A 15,530-nucleotide genomic window follows, 5' to 3' on the forward strand; every position below is an offset into this window, starting at 1 on the left:
GATCAGCGCTACCGTGGGCGGGTGCGGTTCGGGGTGCTCGGTCCGTTGCTGGCGATCGACGAGGATGGGCCGGTCGACCTCAAGGGGCCGCGCCATCGGGCGGTGCTGGCCCGGCTGCTGATCGCCCGCGGCCGGGTGGTGCCGGCCACCACCCTGATCGCCGACCTGTGGCCCGACCCGCCGGAGCGCGCGGCGGGCGCGGTGCAGACCTTCGTCGGCGCGTTGCGCAAGGCGATCGAGCCGGGCCGTCCGCCGCGTACGCCACCCCGCCTGCTGATCACCGAAGGTCCCGGCTACGCCCTGCGCCTCCCGGCCGACGCGGTCGACGCCTGGCGCTTCGAGGCCGCCGTGCTCGCCCCTCCGGATCCGGGCGCCCCGCCGGGTCCGGGCGCCCTTCCGGAGCCAGACACCACGGAGGCGGCGCTGGCCCTGTGGCGCGGTCCGGCCTACGCCGACGTCGCCGACCAGCCGTGGGCCCGCGCCGAGATCGACCGGCTGGACGAGCTGTGGCTGCTGGCCCAGCACCGCCGCGCGTCCGCGCTGCTGGCCCGGGGCCGGGCCGCCGAGGCCGTCCCGCCGCTGGAGGCGCTGGTCAAGCAGCACCCGCTGGGCGAGGAGTCGCGCCGGTTGCTGGCGCTGGCGCTCTACCGCAGCGGCCGCCAGGCCGACGCGTTGGCCGCCCTCCGATCGGCCCGCACGATGCTCGCGGAGTCGCTCGGCGTCGACCCCGGCCCCGCGCTGCGCGAGCTGGAGGTCGACATCCTCCGCCAGGCCCCCGGCCTGTCCGTCGCTCCCGGGTCTCCGGCCCTGATCGGCCGCTCCGCGGAACTCGCCGCCCTCTCCTCCGCCGCCGCCACCGGCAACCGCCTGAACCTGGCCCTGGTCAGCGGCGAGCCCGGCATCGGCAAGACGGCGCTGGTGGCCGCCTTCGCCCACGGCCGTCGCACCCTCTGGTACCGCAACCCGTCCGAACTGGGTGTCCCCGCCCCGTCCGGCGACCCGGCAACCGCCCAGGTCCGCTGGCGCCGAGCCGTGTCCGGGCACCTGGCCGGCCTGGCCCGGGTGGCGCCCCTGCTGGTCGTGGTCGAAGACCTGCACGCCGCCGACCCCGGGACGACCGCCCTGATCGAGCACCTGGTCGACCCGCCGCTGGCCGCGCCGATCCTGCTGGTGGCGACCTACCGCTCGACCGACCCGCCGGACGCCCTGCTGAGCCGCCTGGCCCAGGCCTCCCCGCTGAGGCTGACGCTGACCGGCCTGTCCCGGCCCGACACCCGCGCCCTGCTCCGGTCGACGCCGGCCCGCGACCTGCCCGCCGCCACGGCCCGTCTGATCCACGAGCGTTCCGGCGGAAACCCTTTCTACGTACGTGAACTGGCCCGCCTGGCCGACACCGATCCGGACGCCGTCCCGCCCAACGTCCGCGACGTGATCCGCCACCGACTCGCCCAGCTGCCCGCCCCCACCCGCGACGTGATCCGCTTCGCGTCCGTCCTCGGCATCGACATCGCTCTCGATCTTCTGCCCGCCGCGTCCCTCGACCAGGTCGAGGACGCCGTCGCGCGGGGGTTCGTCGCCGAGGTCGGGCCGGGGCGGTTCCGGTTCGCGCACGCGCTGGTCCGGGACGCGGTCTATGGCGGACTGTCCCGGACACGCCGGGCGGCGTGGCACGCGGAGGTGGCCGCGGCGATCCGGCGGGTGCGGCCCGATGATGTGGTCGCGCTGGCCCATCATCTGGACCTGGCCGGCGGCGCCGGCGCCACCGAGGCGGCACGGGTCGCGGCGGAACGGGCCGAGGTGCGCTTCGAGCCGCATGAGGCCGTGCGGTGGTGGCGGATCGCGCTGCGGCACGGTGATGGTGCTTCCGTGCGTACCCGAGCGGAATTGATCATGGGGTTGGCCCGGGCGCTCGCGGTGACCGGGGAACTGGCGGAGGCCCGGCGGCAGCGCGGCGCGGCGATCGGGCTGGCGGCCGGCGACGCGGCGCTGACGACCCGGGTGATCTGCGCGTTCGACGTGCCGGCGAACTGGGCCGCGAACGACGATCCCGGGCTGGCCGAGCGGGTCGCGTCGGCCGCGACCGCCGCACTGGGATCGCCGCGATCCGACCGTGACCGGAGCCGGCTGCTGGCCACGATCGCGATGGAGCTGCGCAACACCGGCGGCCCGCGCGCGCGGGAGGCGGCGCTCTCGGCGGTGGCGCTCGCGCGGGGGTTGACCGATCCGGCGCTGCTGGCCTACGGGTTGAACGCCCTCTACCTGCAGACCTACCACCGGGCCGGGCTGGCGTCCGAGCGGGCCGCGATCGCCGCCGAGCTGCTGGAGCTGGCCGACCGGCACGGGCTGGTGACCTATCGCGTGCTCGGCCACCTGCTGCTGATGCAGGCGCGGTCGGCGCTGGGCGACTTCGCGTCGGCGGACGCGCACGCCGAGGCCGCCGCCGCGCTGGCCGGGGAGTACCGCATCCCGCTGGTCGACGTGTTCACCGCGGGCTACGGCAAGATGCGCGCGGGCGGGGCCGGGGCCATGCACGTCGAGATGCCCGGGGTGGACACCCGGCTCGACCGGCCGGCGACCGCCGACGCGATGCTGGAGGCGCGGCTCTGCTTCCAGGCGCGGGAGGCCATCGCCCGGGGTGATCGGGCGGCGATGGCGTCGCTGGCCGCGCGACTGGCCCCCGCGGCCGGGGAACGGGCCGCCGGCAGCGCGCTGGTCGACCTGGGCCCGATCGCCGACGTGCTGAACGCCCTGGCGACCTGACGTCGGCGAACCGAGGTCAGCGGTCGAGGGTGCCGAGGAACTGCCGGAACGCCTGATCGGTGCGGGCCGTGTCGCCGGTGGCGTCGAGGTCCAGGAGCAGGCCGCGGATGACGGCGAGCACCAGGGTCGCCAGTTCCGGCCGGCCGATGCCGCGCAGCCCGTCGGCCAGCGGCCCGAGCCAGTCGGTGGTCGCGGCCCGGCGGAACTCGGGCCACAGGGGGTCGACCGAGCTCTCCCGCAGCCGGCCGAACATCCGCAGGAAGGGCTGCCCGTCCGGCCCGGTCATCGAGGCCCAGGCGTTGCTCAGCGTGGTCGTGTACCGCTCGCCGGGCCGTGCGCGCAGGAGCGCGCCGAAGGCGTCGAGCTGCCGTTGCCGCGCGTGCCCGAGCACCGCCCGCAGCAGGGCGTCGCGGGTGCCGAAGTGATAGATCAGCATGCGGGCCGAGGTCCCGGTGGAGCGGGCCAGAGGTTCGAGCCGGTCGGGCAGGCCGTGCGCCAGCGCGTGGTCGGTGCACGCGTCGAGCAGCCGCTCCTTGATCTCCGGCCGTGGCCGCCGTCCCATCGCCGTACTTTTTCACGTAACGATCACTACGTCTACCGTTGATCAGAACGTGGTCGGAGGCAGGCGTGGAGGCAGCGATGAGGGTCGTGTTCGTTCATGGGGCGTGTGTGAGGAACGGGTCGTGGTGGTGGCACCGCACCGCGGCGCTGCTGTCGGAGCGGGGGATCGTCAGCGTGTCCCCGGCCCTGCCGAGCTGCGACCGGGCCACCATCCCTTCCTGTCCCGGCCCGCCGCCGTCCGTGACCTGCTCCTGACCCTGGGCTGACGATCAGATCAAGATCGCGGCGAGGGTACGGAACGCGTCCGCCGGGAACGCGCCGGCATTGCCGCCGTTGAGCACCTGGATCGCCACCTCGTCGGCGCCCGCCTCGAAGTGCTTCTCGACGCCGGCCGCGACCTGCTCGGGCGTGCCCCACGGGATGAGCGCGTCGACCAGGCGATCGCTGCCGCCACCGGCGAGATCGTCGTCGGTCCAGCCGAACCGGCGCAGATTGTTGGTGTAGTTCGGCAGCGCGAGGTAGCCGGCCGTGTACTGCCGGGCGGTGGCCCGGGCCGAGCCGGCGTCCGGGTCGACGACCACCGCGACCTCGGGCGCGAGCAGCCGATCGGCGCCGAGGGCGGCGCGGGCCTCGGCGGTGTGCTCGACCGGCGTGAAGTAGGGGTGCGCGCCGGCCGACCGGTCGCGGGACAGCTCCAGCATGCGGGGGCCGAGGGCGGCCAGAACGCGCTGCGAGCGGGGGAGCCCGGCGTCATCGAGGGCGTCGAGGTACGACACCATCTTCGAGTACGGCTTGCGGTAGTCGATGCCCTTCTCCTCGACCAGCGGAGCGTGGCTGGCGCCGAGCCCGAGCAGGAACCGGCCCGGGTGATCGCGTTCCGCGTCCGCGGTGAACGCCGCCACCTCGGCCGGCGACGAGTGCCAGATCGACACGATCCCCGGGGCCACGCCGATGCGCTTGGTCCCGTCGAGGAGGTCCCGGAACCGTCGCGGAACATTCTCCCCGAACCCGGCCGAGAACCACAGCCGGGCGTAGCCGAGCTCTTCCAGCTCGAGCGCGGCGTCGAGGGCCGCGGCGGAGTTCTCCCCGGAGTTGAGGAACGGTTGCCAGACGCTGACGAGTCGTTGTGCCATACCTCGAACTTTACGACCGGCCCGGCGTGCATCCACCTTAATGGAAACGGTTACCATCTCCGGAAGCGAACGAAGGGGTTCCGGAAGATGGCGCATGTGTTGCTCGTGGAGAGCTGGGTCGGTGCGATGAGCCGCCTGCTGCCCGGTGCGATTCTCGAGGCGGGGCACGGGTTCTCGTTCCTCACCCGGGACCTGCACCACTACCTGCGGGACGCGCCGGCCGGCGGCGGGCACCCGCTGCTCGCGGCCCGCAACCTGCTCACCGCCGAGACCAACGACGTCCCGGCGCTGCTGGCGCACGTGGAGCGGCTGCACGAGGCGATCCCGTTCGACGGGGTGCTCACGTCGTGCGACTACTACCTCGAGACGGTCGCGCTGCTGGCCGGCCGGCTGGGGCTGCCGGGTCCGGATCCGGGGGCGATGCGTACGGCGTACCGGAAGGATCTGTCCCGCGCCGCGCTCGACCGGGCCGGCCTGCCGCAGCCCGGGTTCGCCCTGGCCGAGGGCTGGACCGAGGTGCTCCGGGCGGCCGAGCGGATCGGCTTCCCGCTGGTCCTCAAGCCGGTCGACCTGTGCGCCGGGCTGTACGTCCGGCAGGTGGCCGACCGGGCCGGGCTGCGGGCCGCCTTCGACGCGGTGGCGTCCTTCCCGGTGAACGCGCGGCGGCAGCCCCGGGTGCCCACGCTGCTGATCGAGGAGCTGATGACCGGCCCCGAGGTCAGCGTCGAGACGGTCACGGTGGACGGCACGACCCACGTCATCGGTGTCACCGACAAGAGCCTCGGCGGTACGACCGGCTTCGTCGAGACCGGACACATGTTCCCGGCCGCGCTGGACGCCGCGGACGCCGAGAAGACCGCGATCGCCGCCCTGGAGGCGGTCGGCCTGGACCGCGGCGTCGCCCACACCGAGCTGCGGCTGACCCCGGCCGGCCCGAAGGTGGTCGAGGTGAACCCGCGCCCGGCCGGCAACCAGATCACCGAGCTGGTCCGCCGGGTCACCGGCATCGACCTGCCGATGGTGTACGCCCAGCTGGCCATCGGCGAGACCCCCGACCTGACCCGCACGGACACCGGCGTCGGCAGCGCCGCCATCGCGTTCGTGCTGCCGCCCCGGGCCGGGACGGTCGAGGCGATCACGCCGTGGCCGGACGACGAGCGGATCGTCGACTCCACCCTCCGCGGGCCTGGTCACCGCGCCGGCGACGCGAGCAGCAACAACGACTACCTGGGGTACGTCATGACGGTCGACGAGCGGCCCGGAGCCGCACGGGCGACCGCCGACGCCCTCGCCGCGCGGGCCGAGGTGACCTACGCGTGACCACCCTCGACTCACTCATCGACGAGGTACGGGACTCCCCGGTGGACCAGCGGGTCAGCGTCGCCTTCGTCACCCGGCAGGGCGCGCGGCACGCCGGACGCGGCCGCGCCTACCGGAACCACGTGCTCAGCCTGCGCGTCGGCGCCGCGGTCGGCTCCTGCGCGATCGAGCCGGGCGAGCTCGACGACGACATCGCCTACGACTGCGTCGGCGTACCCGTGAAGAAGCTCCTGTCACACGAGAACCGGGCGGTCCGGGTGGCGGCCCTCGACGCCGCGCTGATGGACACCCGGCCGCACGCCGAAGGCGCGATGACCATCGAACGGGGCACCTCGCTGGAGAAGTCCCGGCGACGCGCCGCGGCCGTCGTCGACCTGCTTCCGCGTACCCGCACGGTCCTGGTCGTGGGGGTGGTCAACTCGCTCCTGGAGCAGCTTCGGCAGCGCGGCCAGGACTACCTGCCCTGTGACCACGCCGGCGGGGAGACCGAGTGGGGCGAGCCGTTCCTCCCCGACGCCACCGCGCTGCTCGGCCGCTGCGACGCGATCCTGGCCTCGGGGATGACGCTCGGCAACGGCACCTTCGAACCGCTGCTCGCGCATGCCGCCACCACCGGCAAACCGTTCGTGGCGTTCGCCCAGACCGGCAGCGCCGTCCTGCCCCGCTTCCTCGGCGCCGGCCTGTCCGCGGTCAGCGCCGAGCCCTACCCGTTCTTCTGGCTCGACGGCGGACCCACCACGATCTTCCGGTACGGGCTGAGCACGTGACCGCCCCGCAGCTGCTGAACCTGGTCGGCAACACCCCGATCGTGTTCGTCGACGCCCCGCTGCCGCACCCGCACCCGGGCTTCTGGGCCAAGGTGGAATGCGCCGCGCCCGGCGGCATGAAGGCGCGGGCGGCGGTGGCCATGCTGACCGGCGCGCGCTCACGTCGCTCATTGGTCGCCGGGGCCCCGGTCGTCGAGTCGACCAGTGGCACGCTCGGTGTCGGGCTGGCCTTCGCCGGGCAGGCCCTCGGCCACCCGGTGGTGCTGGTCGTCGACCGCGAGCTGGAGCCGTCGATGCGGGCGCTGCTGCGGGCCTACGGCGCCCGGCTCGAGATCGTCGACCGGCCACACCCGACCGGCGGCTGGCAGCAGGCGCGGCGCGACCGGCTGGCCGACGTGCTGGCCACCCTGCCCGGCGCCTACTGGCCCGATCAATACCACAACCCCGACAACCTGATCGGGTACGCCGGGCTCGCCGACGAGGTGGCCGCCCAGCTGGACGAGGTGGACGTGCTGGTGTGCAGCGTCGGCACCGGCGGCCACAGCGGCGGCCTGGCCCGGGCGCTGCGCCGGCACTGGCCGCGGTTGCGGCTGGTCGGCGTGGACACGGTCGGCTCGACGATCTTCGGACAGCCGGCCCGCTCCCGGCTGATGCGCGGGCTGGGCAGCAGCGTCTACCCGTCGAACGTCGACTATCCGGCGTTCGACGAGGTGCACTGGGTCGGCCCGGCCGAGGCGGTGGACGGGTGCCGGCGGCTGGCCCGGTCGGCCTTCGTCACCGGCGGCTGGAGCACCGGCGCGGTGGCCCTGGTCTCGGCGTGGATCGCCCGTACCCGGCCCGGCGCCCGGGTGGTGACCGTCTTCCCGGACGGGCCGCACCGCTACCTCGACACGATCTTCGACGACGACTGGTGCACGGCCAACGGGCTGCTCGGACCGGCCCGCGGGCATCCGGTGGAGATCCCGCACCCGCGGGCGGTCGAGGTGACCCGGTGGAGCCGTTGCCGGACGATCATCAACCCGGCGCCGGCCCGGCGCATCTCGGCCTGAGGTCGGGCTCGAAGTGCGTACGCCCTCCCTACTTCTTCTTTCTGGCGGGCGCGGCCGGTGGCTGCCCGAGCCCCTTGGCACGGTCAATGGTCGGGTCGGTCTCGGCCCGCAGGGCGTCGGCGAGCGCGCCGTCCTTCTGCGCGGCGGCGTCCTCGTTCTGGCCCTTGCTGATCACGAACTCGTGGGTGACGCCGGCGACCTCGATGAACCGGAACAGGTCGGCCACCACCACGTCGGGCGACGGGAACCAGCCCCACGGCGCCGGAACCCTGTTGATCGCCTTGGTCAGGGCCTTGTCAGCGGCCCGGTAGGCGCTGTCGTAACTCTGGCCCTTCGCGAAGTAGGCCCGGAACTTCGGGGTGGCCGCGATCGCCGCCTTCACCACCTGCCGCTGAGCCTCGGCCGCCTCCGCCTCCGCCTTCAGCGCGTCGGCCGCCTTCTGAGCGTCGCCGGGCTGCTGCGCGTCCCCGGCCTTCGGCTTGTCGGCCGGCTTCGGTGTCGTGTCCACGATCAACTTGGCCAGGGTGTTCACGTGACCGATGGCCCACTCGGTGACCTTTCCGATCGCCTCGGCGTCGAACATGACCACCATGTCGGCCGGCGTCGGCGTCGCCTTGGGGTCCGCCGTCTTCGCCTCACCCCGGCCGAGATTGCCGGCGACGTCGTACCCGCCGCCGCTGTGGCCGGTCTGGATGAGCGAGTAGTTCGTCACCCCGCTCAGCTCCGGCACCTTGCTGAACACGTCCTTGAGGTAGTCGAAGGTCGGCAGGTCGCCGAAGTCGGACGTGCCCCGGCCCTGCGCCAGCACGGCCACGACCACCGGTTCCTTGGGCGTCCGGGCCGCGCGTTCCTTGCCGACCGCGCCCATCTGCTGTTCCCAGTGCTCCTGGTCGACGTCCCGGACGCTTCCCTTCCTGGCGACCGACGAACGTCCCGTGGCGACCAGATACCCGGCGTACGGGTCGGTGCCGCCCCGGAACCCCCACCCGTGGAAATGCAGCACCACCTGCACCGGCGTGCCCTCGGCGAGCTTCGCCGACGGCATGATGACGACCGCCATGCGATCGGGGCTCTCCTTGGTCATCGACTTCTCGGAGCTGTCCTCACCCTCGGGATGGTTCTTCGTCGGGTACGAGCCCGCGAAGCCACCCTTCACGCCGTACTTGAGACCGTGCACCTCCCGCCGGATCAGCCCCTCGGCGTCGAAGGTGTGGCCGGCGTCGGAGGTGTATCTCCCCGGGTCATCCTTCTCGTCCAGCGGCTTGCGCTGCACCATGCGCGTGACGGCCGCGTTCCCGCCGAGCCGCTGGAGCCGCATCAGCGGATGCTCGTGGTCACGGCGCTCAACCGGGCGGTCGGCCCCGGCCTGTGGGAGGAGCGGCTCGAACCAGGGCCGGCGCTCCACTACTGGCTCGCCTTGTGAGCGGTCCGAGCGTCGTGGATCTTGGCGCCCTCGCCCGTGCGGAGGTCGAAGTGCATCAGGTCCTTGGTGCCGGCGTACTCGCCGCCCCAGTACAGCCCGGCGCCGGCCAGAGCCATCACCACCGACTCCTGGAAGTCCATGAAGCCCTTCTCCGGCGAGGTGTGGCCCTTGAAATCGGCGCTCTTCGTGATCGCCGTGTGATCCTTCTCGATCTGCTTCACCCAGCCGGCCTCGTCGGTCGGCTCGCCCTTGGCCGCGGTGTGCCCCGCGATCGCCGCGCGGAGCGCCTCCCGGTTCTCGTCCTTCCGGAAGGAGAGGTACGTGACCAGCGCGCTCGAGGCGGCGGTCAGCTTGTCGAACGACTGCTTGGCGCTCCCGAGGCTGGTGAGGATGTCCACCGGCGCGTTGCCGACCAGGCCGCTCGCCCGCTTGATGACGGCCCGGCCGACCTTCTTGTCGGCGTTGCCCAGGTACGGGTTGCCGGCGTAGTTCAGGTCGACCGCCAGGCCGAAGGTGTGCATGCTGATGCTCGTACCGCCGACCGCCGCCTTCGGCACGCGCATGTCGCTGGCGTGGTCGGCCATGCCCAGCTTCTTGCCCAGGGCGACCGGGTCGAGCTTGTCCGGGTTCGCCGTGGTGTCGGCCACCAGGGTGTCCTCGGCGCGCTGCAGGGCCTCGGCCATGTGCTTGTGGACGCGCACCTTGACGTTGAGGAACTTGCCCGACCGGACGTCGCCGTACCAGCCGTCGACGGTGTGGCCGGCCGCCTTGAGGATCAGCTCGACGTCCTGGTGCCTCAGCGCCCGCTGGGCCGGCTTCATCCGGGCGCCGACCTTCGGCAGCGACTCCTTCAGATCGGCCATCTCCTTGGCGTCCGCCTCGGAGAGCTCACCCTTCTTCCGCTTGGCCGCCTTCTCGGCCTTGACCAGCTCGGCCAGCCGCTTCTGGCCCTCGTCCCAGGTCTTGACGTCCGCCTTCCGCTCCTCCGGGGTCTGCGCGGCGATGGTGTCCAGGTGGGCCTGTGTGACCTTGTAGTCACCGGCGGCCCCGGCCGCCTTCCACCCCTTGGGGGTCGCCGCGGTCGCCGTCTTCCCCTTCTCCACCGTGGCCGGCGCGCCGGCCGCCGTCGGAGCGGGCGCCGGTGCTTTCGTCGCCGGAGCGGGTGCCGGGGCCGGTCCCTTCGTCGCCGGAGCCGGGGTGGTGGTCGGAATCGCCGGCTGCGCCTTACTCCCGGTGGCCGCGGGCGCGGCGGGCCGGTCGATCCTCGGGTCGAGCGAGGCGCGCAAGGCGTCGGCGATCGCGCCGTCCTCCTCCTTGCCCTTGGTGCCCTTGCTGATCAGGGACTCGTGGACGGTGCCGGCCACCGGCACGATCCGGAACAGGTCCGACACGGTCACCTCGGCCGACTGCGTGGCGTACGGCTCGGGAATCTCGGCGATGGCCTTGCTGATCAACCCGGCCGCCGTGGTGTGCGCCGCGGCGTACGAGCCGCGGTCGCTCTTGGGCACGTAGTACGCCCGCAGCTTCGGGGTGGCCAGGATGGCCGCCTGCGCGTCGGCCGGCCGGCCCGCCTTCAGGGCCGCCCGGATCTCGGTGTTCAACCGGGCGATGTGGGCCAGCGCCCATGACGCGATGCCGAGAATCTTGTAGCTCTTGTCGTCCTTGCCCTTCTTCGTGACGTCGAGCATCGCGATCGCGTCGAGCATCACGATCATGTCGGCCGGCTGGGGCGCCGCCTGGCCCGCCTTCGCCGCCGGCAGCTTGCCCCGGTCGGCCGTCGCGGCCTGACCGCCGTGCACGGCCTTGCGCAGTGCGCCGCCACCGCCACTGTGGCCGGTCTGGATCAGCGAGTACTGCTTGACGCCGCTGAGCTCCGGCACCTTGCTGAGCACGTCGGCGATGTAGTCGAAGGTCGGCACCTCACCGAAGTCGGACTTGCCGCGGCCCTGCGCGAGGATCGTGACGATCGACGGCTGAGCCTTGTCGGCCGCGACGCCGGTGTTGGCCGCGGCCCGTTCCTTGCCGACCTGCCCGGTCTGCTGCTCCCAGTGCTCCTGGTGGTAGTCGCGGGTCTTGCCGGCCTTGGAGGTGGCGAAGCCGGCGTACGGATCGCCGTTCCGGAAGCCGTAGCCGTGGAAGTGCAGGATCACCTGGACCGGTCCGCCGCCGAGCTTCTCCGGGAAGATCACGACCGCCGAGTGCTCGGGCTTCTGTGCCGTCTTCTCCGCCTCGAAGCTCTTGTCGTCCTTCCCGTCGCCGTACTTGCCCTGCCAGCCGCCCTTCAGCCCGTACTTGAGGCCGGTCACGCGGCGGCGGACGACACCCTCGTCCTTGAGGTGGACGTCGTCCTGTTTGAAGTTGGGCTTGTCACCGGGCGCGCGCTGGACCAGCCCGGCGACCGCCTGGTTGCCGGCCGCACGCTGGAGCCGCAGCAGCTGATGGGCCGGCCCGTTCCTCGCGGGCGCCGATGGGCGTGACGTGGCGCCGCCGGATCGGCTTGGTAAACCCGAGACCTTCACTCGTCGCATCCTTCCGGCCGCCGGCGTTCCGGGGAACCGTCCCCACGGGCACCCCATGGTGCACGGCGACCTGCACGATCGGGTGTCGGCTACCTGACGGTCCATGGTCACCTTCCGGCACCGGCCGGCCGGGCGGGTGACGGAACTGGTCACCGCGGCGACCGCTCGTCCGCCGTGTCGTTCCCGGCGCCGGCCACCCTCCTCGGGGTCCGGCCTCGTCACGCGGCGGGCCGCCGGCTAGGGCGCGTCAGGGGCGGAGATGACCACCGAGCAGACGGGAAGTCGGTGGGTGGTCTGGGTGTTGGCCAGCCACAGCTCGATGCCGGTGTGGTCGATCCCCAGGGCCAGTTCCCGGTCGGTGATCGGGTGGCCGGCCTCGATCAGGGCCTGGCGGGTCTCGTCGAACTGGCCCGGCATCAGCGTGACGCCGGCGAAGGTGACCTGGTCGGCGCGCACGATGACGATGCGCTCGGCCCGATCGTCCGGTGAGTAGCGCACGACGAGGCCGTCGTCCCAGAAGAGGTCCTCCCGCGATGCGGTCGAGGCCGCCGGGGGCGCGGTGGTCATGCCGGAGTGCAGGCGCCGGCGGACGTCGGAGCGGTGGTCGCCCAGGGTGACCAGGCCGATGCCTCGGCCGGGGGTGACCGCATGGGATGTCACCGGGTCGGTGGTCGCGCCGCCGTCGGTCCAGATGATCTCGTCGCCGGACCGGCCGGGCGCGACGACGGTGACGATCTCGATCACCTGGTCGTCGTCCTCGTCCCAGGTCGTGGTCATGGCGACGGTGTCGTCGGCGAAGGACCAGCTGCCCTCCTCGAACTGGGCCGGTTCGACGCCGATGGCTCGCAGGGCCTCGACCACCTCGGTCACCGGGCCCGCCAGGCGCACGCCGCGGAAGGTCGCCAGCGACGGGAGGTTGATCTCGATCAGGTAGAGGCCGTCGGCCGGGTCACAGGTGAGCATGACCGGGCCGTAGGTGTCGGTCAGGTCGGCCGAGTAGTTCGCCCGGCGGAACGGCTGGGACGGGCCGAACCGGTCGTGCAGGGCCGAGCGGGCGGTGCCGAAGCGGAGCGGACCGGCGCCTTCGCCCGGCACGATCTCCCAGGGGTCGTTGAACACGGCGGTGAGCGTACGGCCATCGTGATCACCCCGGCCGTGCTGGGCCATCACCTCACGCGAACGTCGCGTTCACGGCCTGTAGGCCCGCCTACGTCGCGGTGTGTCACGGGTCGGCGGTGTCTGCGGTTGGGACCTCGTCGGGCGTACCCATCTGGGGTTGAGAAGAGGGACTAGCCTGGACCGATGATTGGCGTGCTGGCTCGGATCGCTGCCGCGGCCGCGGGTGCCCTCGCGGGGGCGGCTGTCGCGAAGGAACTGGACAAGCCCGATGAGACGCGGGACTGGCACGGCGACATCGCCGGGGTTCCGTACGACTTCCGGACGCCCAGCGTGGACAAGCTGCGCCGGGCGGCCTGGGATCCGGAGAACCCGAACGTGGTCGGGCCGCCGGCGTTCGGCCTGGGGTGGAGCATCAACCTGGCGCGGATCGCGGCGATGGTGCAGCCGGTCGTCAGCGGGCCGGTGGCGGACGGCCCGCACGAGCTGCCGGCCGGTCCGAAACCGCAGCTGCCGGCCGCCCCGGAACCGGAACTGCCGGCCGCACCGAGATCGGACCCGCCGCCGGCCCCGTGATCAGGCCCGGTGCCACTTCTGGTTGGCGAAGCCGTTGCAGGTCCAGATCTGCAGCGGCGCGCCGTTGGACGCGTTCCAGCCGCCGATGTCGACGCACTTGTTCGACTGCGGATTGACCAGGTCGCCGGCCCCGGACAGGACCCACCGCTGCGCGCCGCTGTTGTTGCACGTGTAGATCTGCACGGCGGTCATGTCGGCGCTGGAGCCGCCGGCCACGTCGACACACTTGCCGCCGATGTGGATGGTGCCGTCGGCCGCGAAGGTGAACCGCTGCATGGGGCCGTTCCAGCAGTCCCAGACGATCAGGCGGACCCGGTCGGAGTAGTCGCCGTTGGGGACGTCGACGCACTTGCCGTGCCAGTCGCTGACGATCATCGTGGTCGGCTCGGCCGGCGGGGGAGTGGTGCCGCCGGCGTTGCTGTGGAACGTGACCGTGAAGCCGGTGCACTCCTTGCAGTTGTACATCACCTGGTTGCCGGGCTCGGTGTCGTGTTTCGACCAGCTGTACGCGCGCGGGCACGCCGCCTTGATCGCCTGGCTGTAGTCGGTGACGGCGTCCCGGTTCGGGTTCGTGCACACCATCGGACGGCCTTGCGAATCCCTGGTCAGGTACGCCGGCGGGCACGCGTCGAGCATCGGTTTGGCGCATCCGGCGGTGGCGCAGTACTGCGAGCCGGGCTGGGGCGGCGGCGCCCCGGTCGGCGTGATCGTGATCGGTAGCGAGACCGCGTTCACGTAGCTGACGTCGTACCAGGGCGCGCCCCACGGGTCGGCCGGGTCGAAGTTGAACTCGGCCAGGCTGGCCGGCTGCTCCCCGTGCACGCAGTGGTCCTCGGCGGTGCCGCAGTCGCCGACCGCGCAGTGGAACGTGCTGCCGGGGGTGCCCGTGCAGCCGGTCCGGGCGAAGAACTTGCCGCGCCAGTGGTTGGGGTTGCTGTTCTCCGGGATGGTGATCGTCCCGGTCTGGCCGGGCTCGAGGATCGGGAGGTGGGCGTAGTTGACCGACTCGTCGGAGTTGACCGTGCTGCCGACCCAGATCTTCTGGTCGCTGGCGTTGACGAAGGTGACCGTGTGTTCCGGCGCGAGGCTGAAGCCCATGATCGAGGCGGCCCCGAGGACGAGTGCTGCGAGCAATCCGACACGCATGGTGACAGCGTATCGATGAACGCCGATATGTGAAGCGTCACCTTGACTTTGATCGGCACGCGACGTGCAATATATTGCATGTCACTGGACGATTTCCCGCGCTACCCGCTACTGTTCGGCCCCAGCCCGATCCACCCGCTGGACCGGCTCAGCGGCCACCTCGGCGGCGCCCGCGTCTGGGCCAAGCGTGAAGACGTCAACAGCGGCCTGGCCTTCGGCGGCAACAAGACGCGCAAGCTCGAATACCTGCTGCCCGACGCGCTCGCCCAGGGCGCCGACACGCTGGTCAGCATCGGGGGCGTGCAGTCCAACCACACCCGGCAGGTCGCGGCGGTCGCGGCGAAGGCCGGCATCAAGGCGGTGCTGGTGCAGGAGAGCTGGGTCGACTGGCCCGACCCGGTCAACGACAAGGTCGGCAACATCCTGCTCTCCAGGATCATGGGCGCCGACGTACGCCTGGTCCGCGACGGCTTCGGCATCGGCTTCAAGGACAGCTGGCGCCAGGCGCTCGACGACGTGACCGCGGCGGGCGGTGTCCCGTACGCCATCCCGGCCGGCGCCTCGGACCACCGGCTCGGCGGGCTCGGCTTCGCCAACTGGGCCTACGAGGTCGAGCAGCAGGAGCGTGAGCTGGGCATCTTCTTCGACACGATCGTGGTCTGCAGCGTCACCGGGAGCACCCACGCCGGCATGATCGCCGGGTTCGCGGGCCAGGACCGGCCCCGTCGCGTCCTCGGCATCGACGCCTCGGCCAAGCTCGCCGAGACCACCGACCAGGTGGCGCGCATCGCCCGCAACACCGCCGAGCTGATCGGCCTCGGGCGCGACCTGCGCGACGACGAGATCACCGTGCTGCCCGGCTGGGCCGGCGACCGCTACGGCATCCCGGTCGACTCCACGATCGAGGCCATCCGGCTGACCGGCCGGCTCGAGGGCATGATCATCGACCCGGTGTACGAGGGCAAGTCGATGGCCGGCCTGATCTCCCTGATCCAGCAGGGCGAGATCCCCAAGTCCTCCACCGTCCTCTACGCCCACCTGGGCGGCCAGCCGGCCCTGAACGCGTACAGCGGTGTCTTCTCCTGACCCACCTGTGTTGCGTATAGGCGCTGGTTGATCAACGAGAAGGGCATGACGGGCCTGCCGGAGATCCTGGGCGA

General features: G+C 72.4%; 13 protein-coding genes. 7 read left to right on the top strand and 6 right to left on the bottom strand.

Features of this window, described 5'->3' with window-relative positions:
- Nucleotides 1–21: 21 nt before the first annotated feature.
- Nucleotides 22–2,760: a BTAD domain-containing putative transcriptional regulator gene (locus AB0M54_RS36575; protein WP_364476432.1), complete on the top strand. Its 2,739-nt coding sequence runs from the start codon at nt 22–24 to the stop codon at nt 2,758–2,760.
- A gap of 16 nt (nt 2,761–2,776) precedes the next feature.
- On the opposite strand, the gene AB0M54_RS36580 is transcribed toward AB0M54_RS36575, so the two are convergent.
- Nucleotides 2,777–3,322: a TetR/AcrR family transcriptional regulator gene (locus AB0M54_RS36580; protein ID WP_364476434.1), complete on the bottom strand. Its 546-nt coding sequence runs from the start codon at nt 3,320–3,322 to the stop codon at nt 2,777–2,779.
- A 107-nt stretch (nt 3,323–3,429) separates the two neighbouring features.
- Between AB0M54_RS36580 and AB0M54_RS36585 the strand changes: the two genes are divergently transcribed.
- A complete protein-coding gene (locus AB0M54_RS36585) occupies nt 3,430–3,576 on the top strand; it encodes a hypothetical protein (RefSeq protein WP_364476436.1) in 147 nt (48 codons plus the stop codon).
- A 14-nt stretch (nt 3,577–3,590) separates the two neighbouring features.
- On the opposite strand, the gene AB0M54_RS36590 is transcribed toward AB0M54_RS36585, so the two are convergent.
- Entirely contained in the window at nt 3,591–4,454 is an 864-nt protein-coding gene (locus tag AB0M54_RS36590; RefSeq protein ID WP_364476438.1) for a TIGR03620 family F420-dependent LLM class oxidoreductase, read from the bottom strand.
- A gap of 87 nt (nt 4,455–4,541) precedes the next feature.
- Here AB0M54_RS36590 and AB0M54_RS36595 point away from each other — a divergent pair, with 87 nt between their 5' ends.
- From AB0M54_RS36595 to AB0M54_RS36605, 3 genes are read left to right on the top strand one after another with little or no spacing between them, the layout of a single operon-like run.
- Nucleotides 4,542–5,774: an ATP-grasp domain-containing protein gene (locus AB0M54_RS36595; protein WP_364476440.1), complete on the top strand. Its 1,233-nt coding sequence runs from the start codon at nt 4,542–4,544 to the stop codon at nt 5,772–5,774.
- Nucleotides 5,771–6,541, top strand: coding sequence for a DUF364 domain-containing protein (locus AB0M54_RS36600; protein ID WP_364476442.1), 771 nt, complete (start codon nt 5,771–5,773; stop codon nt 6,539–6,541). Before AB0M54_RS36595 ends, AB0M54_RS36600 begins: the two co-directional genes overlap by 4 nt.
- Nucleotides 6,538–7,590, top strand: a complete 1,053-nt coding sequence (locus tag AB0M54_RS36605; protein WP_364332747.1) for a PLP-dependent cysteine synthase family protein — start codon at nt 6,538–6,540, stop codon at nt 7,588–7,590. The genes AB0M54_RS36600 and AB0M54_RS36605 overlap by 4 nt, the downstream gene beginning before the upstream one ends.
- Nucleotides 7,591–7,618: 28 nt before the next feature.
- Here the strand turns inward: AB0M54_RS36605 and AB0M54_RS36610 are convergent, their stop codons facing one another.
- The 3 genes from AB0M54_RS36610 to AB0M54_RS36620 all read right to left on the bottom strand — a co-directional run bounded on the left by AB0M54_RS36610 (nt 7,619) and on the right by AB0M54_RS36620 (nt 12,651).
- Nucleotides 7,619–8,908, bottom strand: a complete 1,290-nt coding sequence (locus tag AB0M54_RS36610) for a hypothetical protein (RefSeq protein ID WP_364476443.1) — start codon at nt 8,906–8,908, stop codon at nt 7,619–7,621.
- Between the two features lie 86 nt (nt 8,909–8,994).
- Nucleotides 8,995–11,532, bottom strand: a complete 2,538-nt coding sequence (locus AB0M54_RS36615) for a hypothetical protein (protein WP_364476445.1) — start codon at nt 11,530–11,532, stop codon at nt 8,995–8,997.
- A gap of 237 nt (nt 11,533–11,769) precedes the next feature.
- Nucleotides 11,770–12,651, bottom strand: a complete 882-nt coding sequence (locus AB0M54_RS36620) for a hypothetical protein (RefSeq protein WP_364476446.1) — start codon at nt 12,649–12,651, stop codon at nt 11,770–11,772.
- 183 nt (nt 12,652–12,834) lie between these two features.
- Here AB0M54_RS36620 and AB0M54_RS36625 point away from each other — a divergent pair, with 183 nt between their 5' ends.
- Entirely contained in the window at nt 12,835–13,224 is a 390-nt protein-coding gene (locus AB0M54_RS36625) for a hypothetical protein (protein WP_364332736.1), read from the top strand.
- Here AB0M54_RS36625 and AB0M54_RS36630 read toward each other — a convergent pair whose 3' ends face one another.
- Complete coding sequence (locus AB0M54_RS36630) at nt 13,225–14,370, bottom strand: thaumatin family protein (RefSeq protein ID WP_364476448.1); 1,146 nt, start codon at nt 14,368–14,370, stop codon at nt 13,225–13,227.
- Between the two features lie 78 nt (nt 14,371–14,448).
- Here AB0M54_RS36630 and AB0M54_RS36635 point away from each other — a divergent pair, with 78 nt between their 5' ends.
- On the top strand, nt 14,449–15,456 hold the full coding sequence (locus AB0M54_RS36635; RefSeq protein ID WP_364476450.1) for a 1-aminocyclopropane-1-carboxylate deaminase: 1,008 nt from the start codon (nt 14,449–14,451) through the stop codon (nt 15,454–15,456).
- The last annotated feature ends 74 nt before the right edge of the window (nt 15,457–15,530 follow it).

Source organism: Actinoplanes sp. NPDC051470 (assembly GCF_040682035.1).
GTDB lineage: Bacteria > Actinomycetota > Actinomycetes > Mycobacteriales > Micromonosporaceae > Actinoplanes.